We start from the raw sequence: 15,274 nt of genomic DNA, 5'->3' as shown, positions 1-15,274 counted from the left end.
TCGGGTTCGTCACCGAGTCTCGCGGCGGCGAACCGGGCGGAGCAGGGCCGAAGGTCCCGGCTGCGGCGGTCGTCCGTCATGCGCCGGCCGGTCGGGCTGTCCCGGGCGACCGGGCCGGTCGGGCCATTGACGTCGCGTCCGGGCTGATGCGAGGCTTCCTGCAACCGGTTGCAGCAGTGTCCGGAACCATCCGTGTCCGTCAACGACCAGGAGACATCACCGTGCCCGTGGGCCCTGCCTACCACCCCGGCGAGAACGGCGTCGCGGCCGCCCCGCCCGCGATCGGCCCCGCCTTCGTCCAGCGCCATCTCGTGCGAGGGCTGTCCCGCGGGGCGGTGCGGGGATGACCTCCTACCGCAACCCGGTGCTCAACGCCGACTGGTCCGACCCCGACGTGATCCGCGTGGGGGACGACTTCTACCTGACCGTGTCCACCTTCACCAAGGTCCCCGGCCTGCCGATCCTGCACTCCCGCGACCTCGTCAACTGGACGATCATCGGCCATGCCGTGACCACGGGGTACGACGACGTGCGGCCCGGCTGCGGCGTGTGGGCGCCGTCGCTGCGCCACCACGACGGCCGGTTCTGGATCTTCTACGGCGACCCGGACGTGGGCATCTGCGTGGTCAGCGCCACCGACCCGCGCGGCCCGTGGACCTCGCCGCACGTCGTCAAGCCCGGCCGCGGCCTCATCGACCCGTGCCCGCTGTGGGACGACGACGGTCAGGCGTACCTGGTGCACGCCTGGGCCAAAAGCCGCGCCGGGGTGAACAACCGGCTCACCCTGCACCGCATGTCACCCGACGCGCGCCAGGTCCTCGACGACGGCACGCTCATCGTGGACGCCGACCTGCTGCCCGGCTACCGCACGCTGGAGGGGCCGAAACTCTACAAGCACGACGGCCACTACTGGATCTTCGCCCCGGCGGGCGGCGTGGAGTTCGGCTGGCAGTCGGTCTTCAGGTCCCGCTCGATCTTCGGTCCGTACGAGGACCGCATCGTGCTGGAGCAGGGCGGCACCGACGTCAACGGCCCGCACCAGGGCGGCTGGGTGGACACGCCGTCCGGCGAGCACTGGTTCATGCACTTCCAGGACCGCGGCCCGTACGGGCGGGTCGTCCACCTGCAGCCGATGACGTGGGAGGACGGCTGGCCGGTCATGGGCGACAGGGGCGAACCGGTGCCGGGCGGGCCCGTGCCGGTGCCCGGCGGCGCGCCGGCCGCGCCGGCGGCCTCCGACGACTTCGACGGGCCGGCGCTCGGGCCGCAGTGGAGCTGGCAGGCCCGTCCGGACCCCGCCTGGTGGGCGCTGGACGGCGGCCGGCTCCGCCTCGCGTGCGTGCCCGGCCCCGCCGACCTGCGCGAACGCCCGGCGGTCCTCGGCCAGCGACTGCCCGGCGACCCCTGCGTGGTCACCACGCGGGTCACCCTGCACGGCACCGGCCGGGCCGGGCTGACCGTGCTCGGGCACACCTGCGCCGACGTGGCCGTGGAGGCCACGCCGGACGGGCCGGTCGTGGTGTGCGGGGACGCGCCGCCCGTGCCCGTCGGCGAGGGAGCATCGGTCACCCTCGGCGCGCGGATCGGCGCGGGCGCCGTCGTCACGTTCCTCGTCGACACCGGCGACGGCCCGCGTGAGATCGGCGAGCCGTTCCAGGCCACCCCCGGCCGGTGGGTGGGCGCGGTGCTCGGCGTGTACGCCGCCGCCCTCGGGGACGCGCCGGCGGGCCACGCGGACTTCGAGTTCTTCGCGGTGGACGCCGACCAGGACCGCTGACGGCAGGAAGACCACCCCAATCCGACGGACGCCCAGGCGGCCAGGCGCGCCCCACGGCACACCTGTGCCGCCGGCGGCCCCTTCCACGGCCGCCGAGGGCACCGGGGCGTCAGGGCAGCGCGGCCGGCAGCCCGAACAGCGCCACATGCTCCGCCCCGACGAAGGACGTCACCTCGCAGACCAGCTCACCGCGCATCGTCAGCACGTTGACCGACCAGCTCACGTGGGCGCCGGCCGCCTCGTCCCAGAGGTAGCAGGCCACGGCGGGCTGGCCGTTCGCCCGCACCGGCAGGTGCCGCCACGAGCCGCACGTCGTCAGCGGCACCCGGGTGGCGAAGTCCGTCACCGGCCCGATGCCGTGGTACCAGTGCGGCAGCGGCGGCATCGACCAGGTGACGTCCTCGGTCAGCAGCGCCACGAGCGCGTCGGCGTCGCCACGCTCGAGCGCGGTCGCGAACCCCGTGACGACCTCACGCAGCCGGGCGTCACCCAGCTCGCGCAACGCCCGCTGCTGACTGCGGGACGGCACCCGTTCGGCGACGAGCCTCCGCGCCCGCGCCAGCGCGGAGTTGACGGACGCGGTGGAGGTGTCCATCATCACGGCGATCTCGGCGGCGGCGAACCCGAGCACCTCGAACAGCAGCAAGGCCGCCCGCTGGTTGCCCGGCAGGTGCTGCAACGCGGCGACGAAGGCCAGCTCGACCGCCTCCCGCTGCTCGTATCGCGCCTCCGGCGCCGCCGGGCCGGAACCGAGCCCGGCGTCGTCGTACGGCCCGAGCCACGACACCTCGGCGAGCGGCGCGTCACCCACGACGGCCCGCTCGCTCGACGGCCCGAGATCCACGGGCAGCGCCCGCCGGCCCCGGGCCTCGACGAGGTCGAGGCAGGTGCGCGTGGCCACGGTGTAGAGCCACGACCGCAGCGACCCGCGCTCCGCGAACCTCCCGAGCCCGCGCCACGCCCGCAGCAGCGCCTCCTGCAACGCGTCGTCGGCGTCGTGGGAGGAGCCCAGCATGCGGTAGCAGTGCGCGTGCAACTCGCGCCGCAGCGGATCCACCAGCCGCCCGAACGCCGCCCCGTCCCCTTCGCGGGCCAACGCCAGGTCGCTGCCCTCACCCGGGCCGGTCACCGCCCGTACGGACGTCGAAACAGTCACACCCCCGATCCTGCCCCACACCACCGACAGAAAGCCGCCCCCACGGGCCGCCGCGGACCGGCCCACGCCCGCGCCGTCACCCGTCCCCGGAGCGGCAGACGCCCGCGACCTCATCCGTCCCCGGAGCGGCACGCGTCCGCCATGCGGCCGCAGAGGACGGGGAGCCTCGTGGCCGCGTCCAGCACCACGCGATCGCCCAGCGGCGTGTCGAGCCTGACGACGTCGTGGCCGGACAGGCCGACTCCCAGGCATATGCCGTTGCCGCCGCCGGCGGAGAAGCGGAGCCCCAGGACCACCACGTCGGGATGCTCGCCCACCAGCACGCGCGGCCGGCCGCCGCAGGAGCCGTAGCCGTAGCGCACGAGCAGCGTGCGGTCGTCGATCACCGTGAAGTCCGAGACGCCCGAGCCGGGATGGTCGCCGACGGCGTCCGCGACGGTGCCGAGCTTCTCCCGGTCGACCGCGACGTGATCGATCGGACCGGGCAGGTTCGAGAAGTACAGCCGCCAGGCCGGCACCTCCGCCATGCCGCGCACGGTCCTGAGCCGCATCGTCGTGAAGGCGGCTCCGGTCAGGTGGTACGCCTCGTCGTCGGGGAAGGTGTAATTCTCGGGCCAGGGCGACAGTTCGCGCAGCGCCTCCCGCGCCCCGATCACCGGGACCCGCATCGTGGACCCGTCGTCCCAGCGGACCTGCGCTTCGGCCGGCGCAGCGGGGAGCGGGCCGGCCACGACCCAGCCGTACTCGTCATCCTGCCGGATCTGCGCGAGCACCTCCGGCGGCATCGCGCTCAGTTCCTCGACCGGGACGAACCCCTTGCTCCAGATCTCCGCGGCGCCGCTGGTGCGCCAGGTGAGAGCGGCCTGCGCGGACTGCCTGGCGAACACGAGCGGCCAGACCACGAAACGGTCGCCGCCGAGGACGAGCGTCACCGCCAGAAGTGTCACGATGAGGCGCACCATGACGCGATCTTGTCAGGGAGCCGGCGATCCCGGGACGATGTCGGCGAATCAGGTGGTCCAGGGCCCGGTGGCCCGGGACCGTACGTGCCGGGCGGTCAGGAGGCAGCGGGTGGCGCTGAAGACCTGTACGGCCCACAAGGCCAGCGTGACCACCCCGGCCACCGTGGCGGGCGGGAAGCCCGGGAGGGCGTCCGTGTCCCGGGAGAGGGCGAGGGACATGAGCCCGGTCGCAGGCAGCAACATCAACACCACCACCCCCAGCGACCTGGTCACCGCCTGCTGCCTGCGGATCCACCGGGCGCCCCGGCCGAGCGCGAGCACCGCCAGCCCGCCGTACAGGGCCGTGAGGAGCTGGATGACGTCCAGGGCCCGGGAGAGCGTCGCGGACGAGGCCGGCTGCCCGGTCCAGGCGCTCCGGTCCACCGGGTAGAAGCGCCAGATCGCCGACCACATGAGGACCGTGACCGGTATGCCGACAAACAGGAGCAGGCCGAGCCGCCGCCCGGCCGTGATCGCCAGTTCGGCCTGGTAGCCGGGGGCGACCTGGTCCAGGGAGCCGAACTCGGCCACCGCCAGCCGTTCGGCCTCGGCACGGTCGAGCCCGCCCGCCTCCAGGGCGTCGGCGGCGTCCACCAGGCCGTCGCGCGCCTCGACGACCAGGTCGCGCTTGGCGCCGCGCGGACCGGTCAGGGCGCGGTCCAGCTCGCCGACGTAGTCGTCGATCCGCATGGCCCTCAGTGTAGGAAGCGGCGTCCCGCCGCGGATCCGGGAGTTCCCTGATCCACGGCGCCGCCGACCCCTATGCCGGGACGCGCCGCGCGAGCCTGACCCCGCGCCGGACGGGGTACCCGACCGCGGTGAGCGCGGCGAACAGCGGGGCCGGGTGCCCGAACACGACCTCGGCGAGCAGGTAGTCCAGCACGGGAGCCGTCAGCGTGAGCGCGACGGCCCACCGGGGCGGCGGGGGGACGTCGAGCCGTGCTCGCGCCCACGACGTGCGCTTCCACGGCTTCGCCACCGACAGCCAGGCCTGGAAGGCGATGGCGAGGGCCATCAGCAGCGTGGCGACGAGCAGGGCGGGGTCGGACTCGCGCCGGCCCTCGGCCAGGTCGGTCAGCCTCGGGCCGAGCAGCAGGATGGCCACGTGGAGCTGGGTCAGCGTGATGACGAACTTGATCAGCACCCACCAGTGCCGGAAGAAGCCCCACCTGGTCATCGCCGACAACATGATCCCGGTCAGGATCGACGTGTTGGCCAGGTGGAGCAGCACGTGGTTGTCGAGCAGTTCCGCCATCTCGTAGGCGCCGCGGTCGCCGGCGACCCAGCCGTGGAAGGTCAGGGCCAGCAGGGCCAGCGCCTGGCTCATCCAGCCCACGGAGGAGACGACGTGCAGCCAGACGACGAGATCGCGGGAGGACGGGGTCATCGGGAGGCCCAATAAGTAGGCTATCTACATGTAGATAGCCTACTTATTGGATGGCGTCAGTGAGCGACCGTCAGGCCGTACCGTCGGTCGTGCCGGGCAGCCGGGCCAGTTCGTCCCCGCTGAGCGTGAGGTCGGCCGCCGCGGCCGAGTCACGGACGGACTCGGGCCGGCTGGCGCCCGGGATCGGTACGATCACCGGCGAACGGGCGAGCAGCCAGGCCAGGCAGACGCGTTGCGGGCTCACCCCGCGTTCGGCGGCGACGGCGTGGAACGCCGTCCGGGGCGGGTCCGGCGCGGACGGGCCGTCGAGCGAGCTGCGCGAGATGCCGCCCAGCGGGCTCCACGGCAGGAACGCGAGGCCCAGCCGCCGGCACAGCTCGATCTCCGGGTCGCTGTCCCGGACCATCGGCGAGTAGCGGTTCTGCACCGAGACGAGCCCGTCACCGAGGATCTCGTACGCCTCGCTGATCTGCGCGGCGGTCACGTTGGACAGACCGGCCATGCGGATCTTGCCTTCGTCCAGGAGCGTGCGCAGCGCCCCGACGGACTCGGCCCACGGCACCGCGGGATCGGGCTTGTGGAGCTGGTAGAGGCCGATGGACTCCACGCCGAGCCGGGCGAGTGAGCCCTCGCAGGCGCGGCGGAGATGTCCGGGCGTGCCGTTCACGGTCCAGGAACCGTCGCCGGGCCGGCCCCGTCCGCCCTTGGTGGCGACCAGGACGTCGCCCGTGTCGCCGCCGCGGCCGGCCAGCGCCCGGGCGATCAGCTCCTCGTTGTGGCCGCGCTCGCCGGCGTGCCAGTGATAGGAGTCTGCGGTGTCGATCAGGGTCACCCCGGCGTCCAGGGCGGCGTGGATCGTGGCGACGGCCCGCGCCCGGTCGGGCCGGCCCTCGATGGACAGCGGCATGGCGCCCAGCCCGACCGCGCCGACCTCGACGGAGCCGATTCGACGAGTACGCATTCACATGTCCTTCCGCAGGCGGACCGCCGCGGCGATGGCCTCCGGCAGCCAGTGCGCGGTCGTGGAGAAACCGAACCCGAGCCGTTCGGCCCGGCCGTTGTCCATGGCGTAGTAGCGGTCGAAGGAGAACGGTGACGCCTGCCCTCCGTCGACCACCCGGTAGTCGGGCGTCCGCCCCGTCCCCGCCGCGACGAGGTCGCACAGCGCGGTCACGTCGAGCTCGCCGTGGGAGGAGGCGTTCACGGCGCCGGTGAACTCCGCGCCCGCCGCCCAGGCCAGCAGATCGGCGATCTCCAGGTCGTTCGTGAACGAGGTCGGGAACCGGTCCCGGTGGACGGCGACCGGCCGCCCGGCCAGAATCCGTTCGACGTAGTGCTCCAGCCGCCCGGTGAAGTCCCTGGCGGCCACACCGAGGACGTGCGCGCTGCGCACGGCGGCGAACGCGAACGGGCTGTCCCGGGCGAGCACCGCCTCGGCCTGCCGCTTGCCCTCGGCGTAGGAGGCGGCCTCGCCCAGGACGCCCGCCACACGCCGCGGGTCGGCCCACGGCAGGTCGGCCCGCACCGGCCAGGAGGCCGCGTCGATGGACTCCTCGGTGACCGGCGCCCCCGCGGCCTCGATCCCCGTCGAGGTGGCCGGGTCGTACACCTCGATGGTGGAGGTCATCACGTACCGCGCCGTACGGCCGCCGAACACCCGGCGGGCGATCGTGGCGTGGTGCGGCGTGTAGCAGACCTGGTCGATCACCACGTCGAACGCGCGGCCCGCCAGCGCGGCGGCGAGTGCCGCCTCGTCGCCGCGGTCGGCGACGAGCCGTGTGACCCCCGCAGGCGGCGGTCCCGAACCGCGGTTGACGACCGTGACCCGGGCACCCGAGTCGCGCAGCAGTTCGACCAGGCGGAGCCCGAAGTAACGGTTGCCGCCGATGACGCAGATGTCCTTCACGGCAACGAGCCTGCCCGGCTACCGTCATCAGCAGAAGTGCTGACTTGCTAAGCGGGATGTTAGGAAAACTGTTGATCGACGTCAGGCGGCTGCGCATCCTGCGCGAGGTGGCCGCGCACGGAAGCTTCAGCAAGGCGGCCGACGCGCTGCTGTTCACGCCGTCGGCGGTCTCCCAGCAGATCGCCGCCCTGGAGCGGTCGATCGGCGCCCCCGTCGTCGAGCGGAGCACCCGGGGGGTGTTGCTCACCGAGCCCGGCCGGCTCCTCCTCGACGCGGCCGAGGCCGTCTTCGCCGAACTCCACCACGCCCAGGAGCGGATCGACCGGATCACGGCGGGTCGCAGCAGGCTGACGATCGCCACGTTCGGCAGCGGCGGACGTCACATCCTGCCCCGCGCGCTCGCCCCGTTCGCCGCCGAACACCCCGAGGTGGAGATCAACGTCCTCGAACGGGAACCGGAGGCCGGCCTCCCGCTGGTCCGCACCGGTCAGGCGGACCTGGCCATCGCCTACCACTTCGACGGCCCGCTGCCTCTCCCGCCCGGCGAGAGGTCCGGCATCACGTGGACGCCGTTGATGGACGACCCCATGTCGGTCGTCCTGCCCAGGCGGCACCGGCTGGCCGACCGCCCCGCCCTCGACCTGGCCGACCTGGCCGGCGAGCGCTGGGTGCTCGGCTGCACGAAGACCGAGGACTACCTGCGGCGCTACGCCGCCCGCGCCGGATTCGAGCCGGTGTTCGCGGGCCAGACGAGCGACTACTTCTTCGCCCAGGCGCTCGTCGCCGCCGGCGTCAGCGTGTCGCTGATCCCCCGGGTCGCCCTGGACCCGACGACCACCGGCGTCGCCGTCATACCGCTGCACCCGCCGCGCCCCACCCGCTACATCGGCATCGCCACCGCGAACCGGCGTCACCCGCAGCCTCTCGTCGACGCCCTGGTCGACGCCCTCCTCGCGACGACGGCCGCCGCCGAGGGGTGACATCGACGGAGGGAACCCGGCCAGGTGACCGGCGTCGGCCGGGAGCGCCGGGCCGTCAGCGGCCGTCCGGCCCTCGACGAGGCGCGGAGTCGGGCCCTCCGTGGGACGCGGGTTCCGGCCCTCCCCGGGGCGCGCCGTCCGGGCCGGCCAGCGCGCCGTGCACGATGGCATGGGCGACGCCGCGGACGACCTCCCTGGTGATGCTTCCCGGCGGGGCGGTGACCAGCGTGAACAGCGCACCGCCGTAGAGGGCGATCAGGGCGGGGATCGCCTCCGCGGGAGTGGGGAAACCGAGCTGGGCGTGCTGCCCGGCGGTGAACCGCGTCGAGGCGTCCTGCAGGCCGGCGAGAGCGGCGGCCAGCGCCGGCCGCCGTACGGCCTCCATCTGGAGCTCGAAGATCGCCAGGTAGCGGTTGCGGAAAGCGGTTGCCGCGCCGAACAGTGATTCGGCCAGCAGGTCGACGAGCTGCCGGCCGAAGGCCGCCGGCTCGCCGGCGATCTGCCCGGTGGAGTGCTCAGGAGCGCCGGCGCCCTGTCCTGCGGAGTGCGGCGGAGGGGCGGCGGCGCGGTCCGCGGCGGGCTCGTGGCCCTGGGCGGCCCGTTCCGTGTCGGCGCGATGCAGCTCGACGATGCGCTCCGCGGCGGCCACCAGCAGCGCCTCCCGGCTGCGGAAGTAGTTGGAGGCCGTCCCCTGTGGGAGCCCGGCGGTCTTCTCGACCGCACGGTGGGTCACGCCGTGCACTCCGGAGGCCGCGAGCAGATCTATGGCGGCATCGGCCAGGGCCCGGCGACGGCCTGGGTTGGTGGGTGGCACGCGACCATGGTAAGACAGTTTCCGTAGTAGAACGATCGTAGTGGTACGTGGGATCGAGGAGCGCCATGCGGGTCGCAGTGGTAGGTGCCGGCTTGGGCGGGGTGTCGGCCGCGGTCGGGCTGCACCGCCGGGGTCACGAGGTGACGCTGTACGAACGCGGCGCCGAGCTCCGGGAGGCAGGCACCGCCGTCGTCGTCATGCCCAACGGCGCACGTGCCCTGCGCGAGCTGGGGCTGGGCGACTGCATCAGCGGCACGGCCATGCCCGCCGTCACCGGCGGGCTCCGGGACTGGCGCGGACGGCCGCTGCTGGTCACCGACGCCGTCCAGGCGCAGGCGCAGATCGGCACGGCGGTGACCGTGAGCCGGGCCGAGCTGCACCGGGCGCTGCGTGCCCCGCTGCCCGCCGAGCTGGTGCACACCGCGACGCCCGTTCAGCGGCTGGAGCCAGACGACACCGGGGTGACAGTGATCGGCGCCGACGGGCCGTCCACCCGGGCCGACGCCGTGGTCGTGGCCGACGGCATCGGCAGCAGGCTGCGCGCCCAGCTGTTCCCCCAGCACCCCGGGTTGCGGCGGGTCGGCCGCCTCGACCTGCGCGGCATGCTGCCCAAGCCCGCGGGCCTCGACGTGACCGAGCTGCTGGCCGGCATCATGGTCGACCGGCGCACCGGGGCGATGTTCGGCCTGTTCCCCGTCGACGAGACCGTTCTGTACTGGTTCACCGACTCCGCGCTGCACGGCGCGCCGCCCGCGGCCGAGGAGGCGCGCCGGGAGGTGCTGTCCGTGATGACCGACTGGCACCCCGCGGTCCGCACGCTGATCGAGGCCACCCCGCTCGCCGACATCTACGTCGACCCGATCGCCTGCCTGGCCGAGCCGCTGCCGTCGTTCGCGATCGGCCGGATCGCGCTGCTCGGCGACGCCGCGCACGCCATGACCCCCGATCTCGGCCAGGGCGCCAGCCAGGCGTTCGAGGACGCGGCCGCGCTGACCCGCCACCTGGCCGACGCCACCCCGGGCGATGTCGTGGAGCGGCTGCGCCGCTACGACGCCGAGCGCCGCCCCCGTACCAGCCGCCTGATGCTGGCCTCGTCCCGGCAGTCGCGGCTCATTTCGAAGACCGGCGCCGCCGCGTGGCTGCGCGACGCCCTGCTGCGCGCGATACCCAGCCGACTCGCCACCCGGCAACTCGCCGCCATGTGGCACGCCTGACGCGCTCCCCAGGACTCTCGCCCGTTCCGTCCGTACGTGCGCGGGCGCTTCGGAAGCTTCCGGACGTCTGCCCCGTGGAAGCCCTCGACCCGGACGGCAAAGGCCTCACCGGTCAGAAGTCACCTGCGCCGAGCACAGGGAGCGCGTGCTGCCAGAAGGCCCGCCATGGACACGGCGAGGATGTCGGCCACAGCGGTTAAGGTCACCGCCATGCACGCACCCCTGTACCCCTGGCTCGTCTGGCAGCCCGGTCCGACAAAACGGCCGGGACTGGGAGGAGGCCAACGTTCGGAATGCCCGCCGAACCGCCGGCGATCGTTTCAGATCAGGCGCTCCAGGAAGACCATGACGGTCATGACGGTGATGCCCGTCACGATCAGGTCGACGGACCACCGGAGATTACGGTTCTTGACGCTCGCCACCCGGGCGATCTCCAGGGCGCTGGTCGCCAGGTAGAGGTCGTAGTCCTTTGTGTCGGCGTTCATCTGCTCGATCAGACTCTCAGGCGTGGCCGCCTTGGCATAAGCGAGAATCCTGGGTCCGCCGCGGTCGGCGGAGAGCGGGCGGATGGTGATGAGGATGAGCGTCACCGCCGCCGACAGCAGGATCAGCGCCGCGATGACGCCGAAGCGCCCGAGGCCCGGGAACCGCGCCGGGCCGGTGAGGACGAGGGTGACGACCACGCCATAGGCGACACCCGCCCAGGACAGCAGGAGTCCTGCTCTTCGCTCGCTCGCGCTGACCAGTTCCGCGCGGGCCGCGGTGGTGGCGGCGTCGAGCCGGTCCCTGAGGAACGGGGACATGGGCGCGTGGGGCCGGCCGATGTCGTCTTCGGATGGGGCGTCGGATGCTGCTGGATCGTGGTTCATGGCGGGCAGGCTCTTTCCGCGGGGTCGTGGACGGGGTTGACGCCGGCAGGTGAGACGGCCGGCAGGTCGAGCGCCGATGGTCTGAACGGCGAAGATCTTCGGTTGTGCTCGTCGGCGAAGCGGACTGGGGGGTTGATGCCCGGACACGCGTGTCGGGAAGGTGTCGTTACCGGTTACGAACCCTCCCCGGGGCGGGTTTTTGCCGGCGGCGATGGCTCAGCACCGCCGCGATGGACACGGCCGCGGCCAGACCGCTCAGCAGGACGGCCGCGAGCGCGCCCAGGATGGCCGGTTCGTTGCCGAAGGCGAGGCCGATCGCGGCGAGTGCCGGTCCCGCGTTGCGTACGGCCGCGATCCCGCCCATGGTGGTGCGGCGCTCCCACGGTCCGGTGGCCAGCGCCGTGCCGAGAGCGAAGGCGATGACGGCGAACAGGAAGCCCGCGAGCAGGCTGCGTGAGCCGATCAGCGCGACGACGTCACGCCAGTTGCCGACGAGCATGCCCGCCAGCACGGCGAGGAACGTCACGTTCGACACCGCGGCGGCCACGGGATGCCACGACTGAGCGGCGGACGGCGCGTAGTGCCGGACGACCAGTCCGACGGCGAAGGGTACGAGCTGCAGGACCGCCACGGTGAGCACCAGCGTCGCGACGTCGAGCGAGACCTCGCCTCCCACGTCCGCCGCCTCGAGGATGACGTTCACCGTCGGACCGAAGGTGATGCTGCCGATGGCGGCCAGCAGCACCTGGACCGCCGCACCCGCGACCACGTCGCCGTTCTGGACCATGCCGAGTTTCGCTCCGAACGGCCCGCCGGGCGAGGACGCCGTCAGGAGCAGCGCGATGAACGCCGCCTCGGGCAGGGCGAACAGCGCGGCGATGCCCCAGGCGAGGAGCGGGACGACCACCAGGTTGGCCAGGAGGACCAGGACCAGCAGCGGGACGTTCGAGAGGACGGCGCGCAGGGACGGCAGCGTCGCTCCGAGGCCGGCGGTGAACATGGTGGCCGCGATGAAGATGACGGTGACGGCGTTGAACAGCGACTGCAGCGTGCCCATGTGAATCCCCGGTCGTCGTGCCAGAGGGTGTCGAGCGTCGGCCAGGCACAGTCCGGCCGGGCCGCGCTCAGCCTTCGAGGTCGCCGAGCCAGCGCAGCGCGGTCAGTCCTGGCATGAAGCAGTATTCGCCGCCGCGCGTGACGACGAACCGCGGCAGCGCGAGCAGGCGGCGCCGTACCGGACGCCGGGGAATGGTGAAGTCGCCGGAGCCGTCGGCGGAGCCGACGACGGGATCCCTGGCGTCGTCCGCGCCGAAGAAGACGCCGCTGTTCATCCATTCCGACTGGACGAACTCGAACTGCCGCCCCAGGTGCGCTCCGACGAAGGCGAACATCAGCCCACGGTCGGCGCCGTCGTCCTCCATGACGCCCTCGGGCAGCAGCGGGCCGTACGCGGTGCCCCGCCTGATCATCCTGTGCAGTCTCGCCACCCCCGCCACCGCCGCGTCCCGCGGGTTCCCCCGGCGGACGTGGCTGCCGCCCGGAGTGGCGAAGCCGGCCGGATCGTCCTCCTGGAACAGGAAGGTGTTGTTGCGGTACGGGTCGGCGCCCAGGTCGGGGTCGTCGTGCAGCGGGCAGAGCGCCAGCGGCGCGCCGCTGCGCCAGCGGCCCATGATCTTCGCTGACAGGAGTTCCTCGTCTTCGGGCCCCGAGGCGTTGTCCCTCAGGTAACGCCGGAACAGGGCGACACGCTGGTGGAGCTTGCGGAAGACCACGTAGGTGCCGTTGCGTCCGAGCAGCTCGGGCCGCAGGGTCTGGACGCCGCCGAGCTCGTCAGGGTAGCCGAGCACGAATTCGCCTGCCTTGAGCGGCGTCTCCAGCTTGTTGGACCCGGCGATGCCGCTGCCCTCGACGGCCGGGTGGCTGATGCCGTCGCGGAAGCCGAACGGTTCGGTCTCGGTGGGCAGCGCGTGGCAGTTCTGCCGCCAGATCGCCGTCACGCCGGGCAGGGCGTCGTAGGCCGGTCGGGCGCGCTCGACGGCGGCCTCCAGCCGCGTGCTGTCGGGTGCCAGCGCCACCAGCACCACATGGACGTCGGGTGTGCCGAGCGGGGGCTCCCAGTGGGCCGGACTGCTCTCGCCGACGTCGCCGAGCACGTTGGCCCGGGCGGCCATGCCCTGCCGGAACTCCCACGCGAAGGTGTCCAGCGACTCCTGCGGAACCCCCAGAGCCTTGAGCCCGTGGTAGGTGAGCGCGACGCTGACCCATGTCTCGCCGAGCGGGCTCACCGTGTCGGCGGCCGAGGTCACCACGGCGCTGACGCGGCGCATCAGCTCCCGCCCGTGGTGGCGGTCGTCGATCCGGAACAGGATGTACGTCGCGGCGTACGGCGTCGGCCGCGGGCTGAGGACCCCGCGCTGGATGTCGTCGAGCTCAAGCTTGACGAGGGTGTGCTCACTCACCGTGGTCCCGCCTCCTTGCTCGCTACTTCGCCGAGACGATGTTGTTCCAGAAGACGCGCAGGCTCTCGTCGACGCCGAACAGCGAGCTGAAGATCGTGGTGTCGGCGAAGATCACATCACCGGCCCGGTCGCCGCCGGGCGGCATCCACAGGAACATGTTGAACTCGGTGTTCCCGGCCTCGGTGAACGGGTGTGGCCTCGACATGTCGATCGGCTGCCTGCCCAGCACGTGGACGACGTCCGGGTCGTCGGTGGTCACGGCGTAGTGGGGCAGGTGCATGTGGAAGTTGAAGCTGGAGACCCCTTCCAGCCAGCCCTTGGTGTCCAGGTCGCGGGCGATGGACAGCGGAGCGCTCCTGTTCCCGTCCGTCACCGCCGGACGGAGCCCGTAGCGGTTCTCCACGGGCACCCCCAGACCTGCCATCAGTGATCGGGTGTACCTGCCGAAGCGTTGCTGGCGGGGCACCAGCGCGTCACCGTGGTGGCGATACTCCATGTCGCGCACCGCCATGTCGTCCGATGCGCCGACGTCGTGATGCGGCCCCAGGGCCAGGCAGGCGCCTTCGCGGGTGAGGAAGTCGCGCACCGCCTCGATCTCGCCGGGCGTGGCGTCCTGACCGGTGATCATGTGGTCCAGTCCCCACACGAACACGGTGTCGGTGTCGGCCAGCACCCTCTCGTCCAGGGGCGTGTGGAATCCGGCCTGGTCGACGCGCTGATACACCGGCACGGGGTGTCCGGTGGCCTCCTGGACGAACTGCTGGAAAGGCAGCCAGCCCCAGAAGAACAGTTCCAGCCCGCCCGCGATGCCCTGCTGGAAGCGCAGCGGATCGGACCATTTCGGGTCCTCGTACGCCGGCCAGGTCACGCGGCGCACCTCGGTCATCGTGGAGAACCGGTTGTCCAGTTGGGCCACGTCCATGCCCGCCTCGGCGGGATAGCTCCAGGCGACGTAGATGCTCAACCGCCGCCGGCCGGGCGTGTACGGGCGCGGCACGTGGTTCTGGTTGTAGGTGCGCGCCGTTCTGAAATCGCTCATCTCGTCCTCCGGATGGCGTCGGCGGGTGTCACTGCAGTTGGTCGAGCATCTCCGACAGGGAGCTCTTGATCCGGAGGGCCTTCTTGATCTCGTCCGCGGTGACGTACGGGTACTCGCCGTACTCGATGAAGCTCGGGCAGTGGTGCTCGCGGACGAACCTGATGAACGCCTCGGGGTTGGTCCTCCAGTCCTCGGGGAAACCTTCGAGGTTCTCGAAGGCCGTACTCACCCCCGCCTTGCTGAACAGGGCGATGGCGTCCTCGGTGTACTTGTCGAAATCGGTGTCGAAGATCCCCTGGTACATGAAGCGTGTGTCGTCGTCGAAGAGCACCCAGCGCAGGTAGTGCAGCTTGAGCGGCGCGAGGAGGTACGGATCGCCTTCCAGCGCCCTGGCGAGCGTGTAGCCGTACTCCCGCATGGCGTCCGCCCGGCCGGGCTTGACGCCCGCGATGATGGTGAAGCCGTAACACGCAGGGGTTCGCGGGTAGACGGGGCCGTACTTGCCCTGCTCCAGCTGGTCGGTCTCCTTCGGGATGACGACCGCCTGCGGCTTGATCTCCATGGCCGTCCCTCTCCATCGTCCTGGTCGAGGGGGGAGACTGAAGCGGCCTGACTCGGGCCATTGTCCCACGATGCGGCGCCGAGAGACAGCCCGTGCCCGGCCGCGGATCG

At 72.4% G+C, this 15,274-nt stretch carries 16 protein-coding genes; 4 read left to right on the top strand and 12 right to left on the bottom strand.

The annotated features are described in order from the left end of the window. Positions 1 to 221 precede the first annotated feature (221 nt). A complete protein-coding gene (locus CXR44_RS41705; RefSeq protein ID WP_281260284.1) occupies positions 222 to 347 on the top strand; it encodes a hypothetical protein in 126 nt (41 codons plus the stop codon). Beyond that, positions 344 to 1,777, top strand: a complete 1,434-nt coding sequence (locus tag CXR44_RS18860) for a glycoside hydrolase family 43 protein (RefSeq protein WP_101787404.1) — start codon at positions 344 to 346, stop codon at positions 1,775 to 1,777. The genes CXR44_RS41705 and CXR44_RS18860 overlap by 4 nt, the downstream gene beginning before the upstream one ends. A gap of 109 nt (positions 1,778 to 1,886) precedes the next feature. Here the strand turns inward: CXR44_RS18860 and CXR44_RS18855 are convergent, their stop codons facing one another. The 6 genes from CXR44_RS18855 to CXR44_RS18830 form a co-directional block, all read right to left on the bottom strand. Beyond that, positions 1,887 to 2,933: a sigma-70 family RNA polymerase sigma factor gene (locus CXR44_RS18855; protein ID WP_219601893.1), complete on the bottom strand. Its 1,047-nt coding sequence runs from the start codon at positions 2,931 to 2,933 to the stop codon at positions 1,887 to 1,889. 110 nt (positions 2,934 to 3,043) lie between these two features. After that, positions 3,044 to 3,895: a hypothetical protein gene (locus CXR44_RS18850; RefSeq protein ID WP_101787403.1), complete on the bottom strand. Its 852-nt coding sequence runs from the start codon at positions 3,893 to 3,895 to the stop codon at positions 3,044 to 3,046. 48 nt (positions 3,896 to 3,943) lie between these two features. Beyond that, complete coding sequence (locus CXR44_RS18845; protein ID WP_101787402.1) at positions 3,944 to 4,624, bottom strand: permease prefix domain 1-containing protein; 681 nt, start codon at positions 4,622 to 4,624, stop codon at positions 3,944 to 3,946. A 70-nt stretch (positions 4,625 to 4,694) separates the two neighbouring features. Continuing rightward, on the bottom strand, positions 4,695 to 5,321 hold the full coding sequence (locus CXR44_RS18840) for a hypothetical protein (RefSeq protein WP_101787401.1): 627 nt from the start codon (positions 5,319 to 5,321) through the stop codon (positions 4,695 to 4,697). A gap of 70 nt (positions 5,322 to 5,391) precedes the next feature. Next, the gene (locus CXR44_RS18835) at positions 5,392 to 6,282 is read right to left on the bottom strand and encodes an aldo/keto reductase (protein ID WP_101787400.1); all 891 of its coding nucleotides are present in this window, start codon (positions 6,280 to 6,282) and stop codon (positions 5,392 to 5,394) included. Then, a complete protein-coding gene (locus tag CXR44_RS18830) occupies positions 6,283 to 7,227 on the bottom strand; it encodes a Rossmann-fold NAD(P)-binding domain-containing protein (RefSeq protein WP_101787399.1) in 945 nt (314 codons plus the stop codon). 71 nt (positions 7,228 to 7,298) lie between these two features. Between CXR44_RS18830 and CXR44_RS18825 the strand changes: the two genes are divergently transcribed. After that, a complete protein-coding gene (locus CXR44_RS18825) occupies positions 7,299 to 8,207 on the top strand; it encodes a LysR family transcriptional regulator (RefSeq protein ID WP_101787398.1) in 909 nt (302 codons plus the stop codon). Positions 8,208 to 8,262: 55 nt separating this feature from the next. On the opposite strand, the gene CXR44_RS18820 is transcribed toward CXR44_RS18825, so the two are convergent. Further along, complete coding sequence (locus CXR44_RS18820; protein WP_101787397.1) at positions 8,263 to 9,021, bottom strand: TetR/AcrR family transcriptional regulator; 759 nt, start codon at positions 9,019 to 9,021, stop codon at positions 8,263 to 8,265. A gap of 65 nt (positions 9,022 to 9,086) precedes the next feature. Between CXR44_RS18820 and CXR44_RS18815 the strand changes: the two genes are divergently transcribed. Further along, positions 9,087 to 10,235: an FAD-dependent monooxygenase gene (locus tag CXR44_RS18815; protein WP_101787396.1), complete on the top strand. Its 1,149-nt coding sequence runs from the start codon at positions 9,087 to 9,089 to the stop codon at positions 10,233 to 10,235. A 320-nt stretch (positions 10,236 to 10,555) separates the two neighbouring features. Here the strand turns inward: CXR44_RS18815 and CXR44_RS18810 are convergent, their stop codons facing one another. The 5 genes from CXR44_RS18810 to CXR44_RS18790 form a co-directional block, all read right to left on the bottom strand. Next, positions 10,556 to 11,104, bottom strand: coding sequence for a Pycsar system effector family protein (locus CXR44_RS18810; protein WP_101787395.1), 549 nt, complete (start codon positions 11,102 to 11,104; stop codon positions 10,556 to 10,558). Between the two features lie 166 nt (positions 11,105 to 11,270). Beyond that, on the bottom strand, positions 11,271 to 12,161 hold the full coding sequence (locus CXR44_RS18805; RefSeq protein WP_101787394.1) for a bile acid:sodium symporter: 891 nt from the start codon (positions 12,159 to 12,161) through the stop codon (positions 11,271 to 11,273). Positions 12,162 to 12,228: 67 nt separating this feature from the next. Then, complete coding sequence (locus tag CXR44_RS18800; protein ID WP_101787393.1) at positions 12,229 to 13,563, bottom strand: Dyp-type peroxidase; 1,335 nt, start codon at positions 13,561 to 13,563, stop codon at positions 12,229 to 12,231. A 22-nt stretch (positions 13,564 to 13,585) separates the two neighbouring features. After that, the gene (locus CXR44_RS18795) at positions 13,586 to 14,602 is read right to left on the bottom strand and encodes a hypothetical protein (RefSeq protein WP_180903549.1); all 1,017 of its coding nucleotides are present in this window, start codon (positions 14,600 to 14,602) and stop codon (positions 13,586 to 13,588) included. Between the two features lie 28 nt (positions 14,603 to 14,630). Next, positions 14,631 to 15,164: a hypothetical protein gene (locus tag CXR44_RS18790; RefSeq protein ID WP_101787392.1), complete on the bottom strand. Its 534-nt coding sequence runs from the start codon at positions 15,162 to 15,164 to the stop codon at positions 14,631 to 14,633. Between the last annotated feature and the right edge of the window lie 110 nt (positions 15,165 to 15,274).

It is taken from the genome of Nonomuraea indica (genome assembly GCF_002850745.1).
In the GTDB taxonomy this organism is placed as follows: Bacteria; Actinomycetota; Actinomycetes; order Streptosporangiales; family Streptosporangiaceae; genus Nonomuraea; species Nonomuraea indica.
Note: the sequence above shows the minus strand (reverse complement) of the source record. Positions and strands in the feature narration are given on the sequence as shown.

Coding starts and splice junctions, on each gene's coding strand:
- CXR44_RS18845 (WP_101787402.1), bottom strand. CDS start 4,624: ATGCGGATCGACGACTACGTCGGCGAGCTGGACCGCGCCCTGACCGGT.
- CXR44_RS18840 (WP_101787401.1), bottom strand. CDS start 5,321: ATGACCCCGTCCTCCCGCGATCTCGTCGTCTGGCTGCACGTCGTCTCC.
- CXR44_RS18810 (WP_101787395.1), bottom strand. CDS start 11,104: ATGAACCACGATCCAGCAGCATCCGACGCCCCATCCGAAGACGACATC.
- CXR44_RS18850 (WP_101787403.1), bottom strand. CDS start 3,895: ATGGTGCGCCTCATCGTGACACTTCTGGCGGTGACGCTCGTCCTCGGC.
- CXR44_RS18860 (WP_101787404.1), top strand. CDS start 344: ATGACCTCCTACCGCAACCCGGTGCTCAACGCCGACTGGTCCGACCCC.
- CXR44_RS18790 (WP_101787392.1), bottom strand. CDS start 15,164: ATGGAGATCAAGCCGCAGGCGGTCGTCATCCCGAAGGAGACCGACCAG.
- CXR44_RS18795 (WP_180903549.1), bottom strand. CDS start 14,602: ATGAGCGATTTCAGAACGGCGCGCACCTACAACCAGAACCACGTGCCG.
- CXR44_RS18805 (WP_101787394.1), bottom strand. CDS start 12,161: ATGGGCACGCTGCAGTCGCTGTTCAACGCCGTCACCGTCATCTTCATC.
- CXR44_RS18835 (WP_101787400.1), bottom strand. CDS start 6,282: ATGCGTACTCGTCGAATCGGCTCCGTCGAGGTCGGCGCGGTCGGGCTG.
- CXR44_RS18815 (WP_101787396.1), top strand. CDS start 9,087: ATGCGGGTCGCAGTGGTAGGTGCCGGCTTGGGCGGGGTGTCGGCCGCG.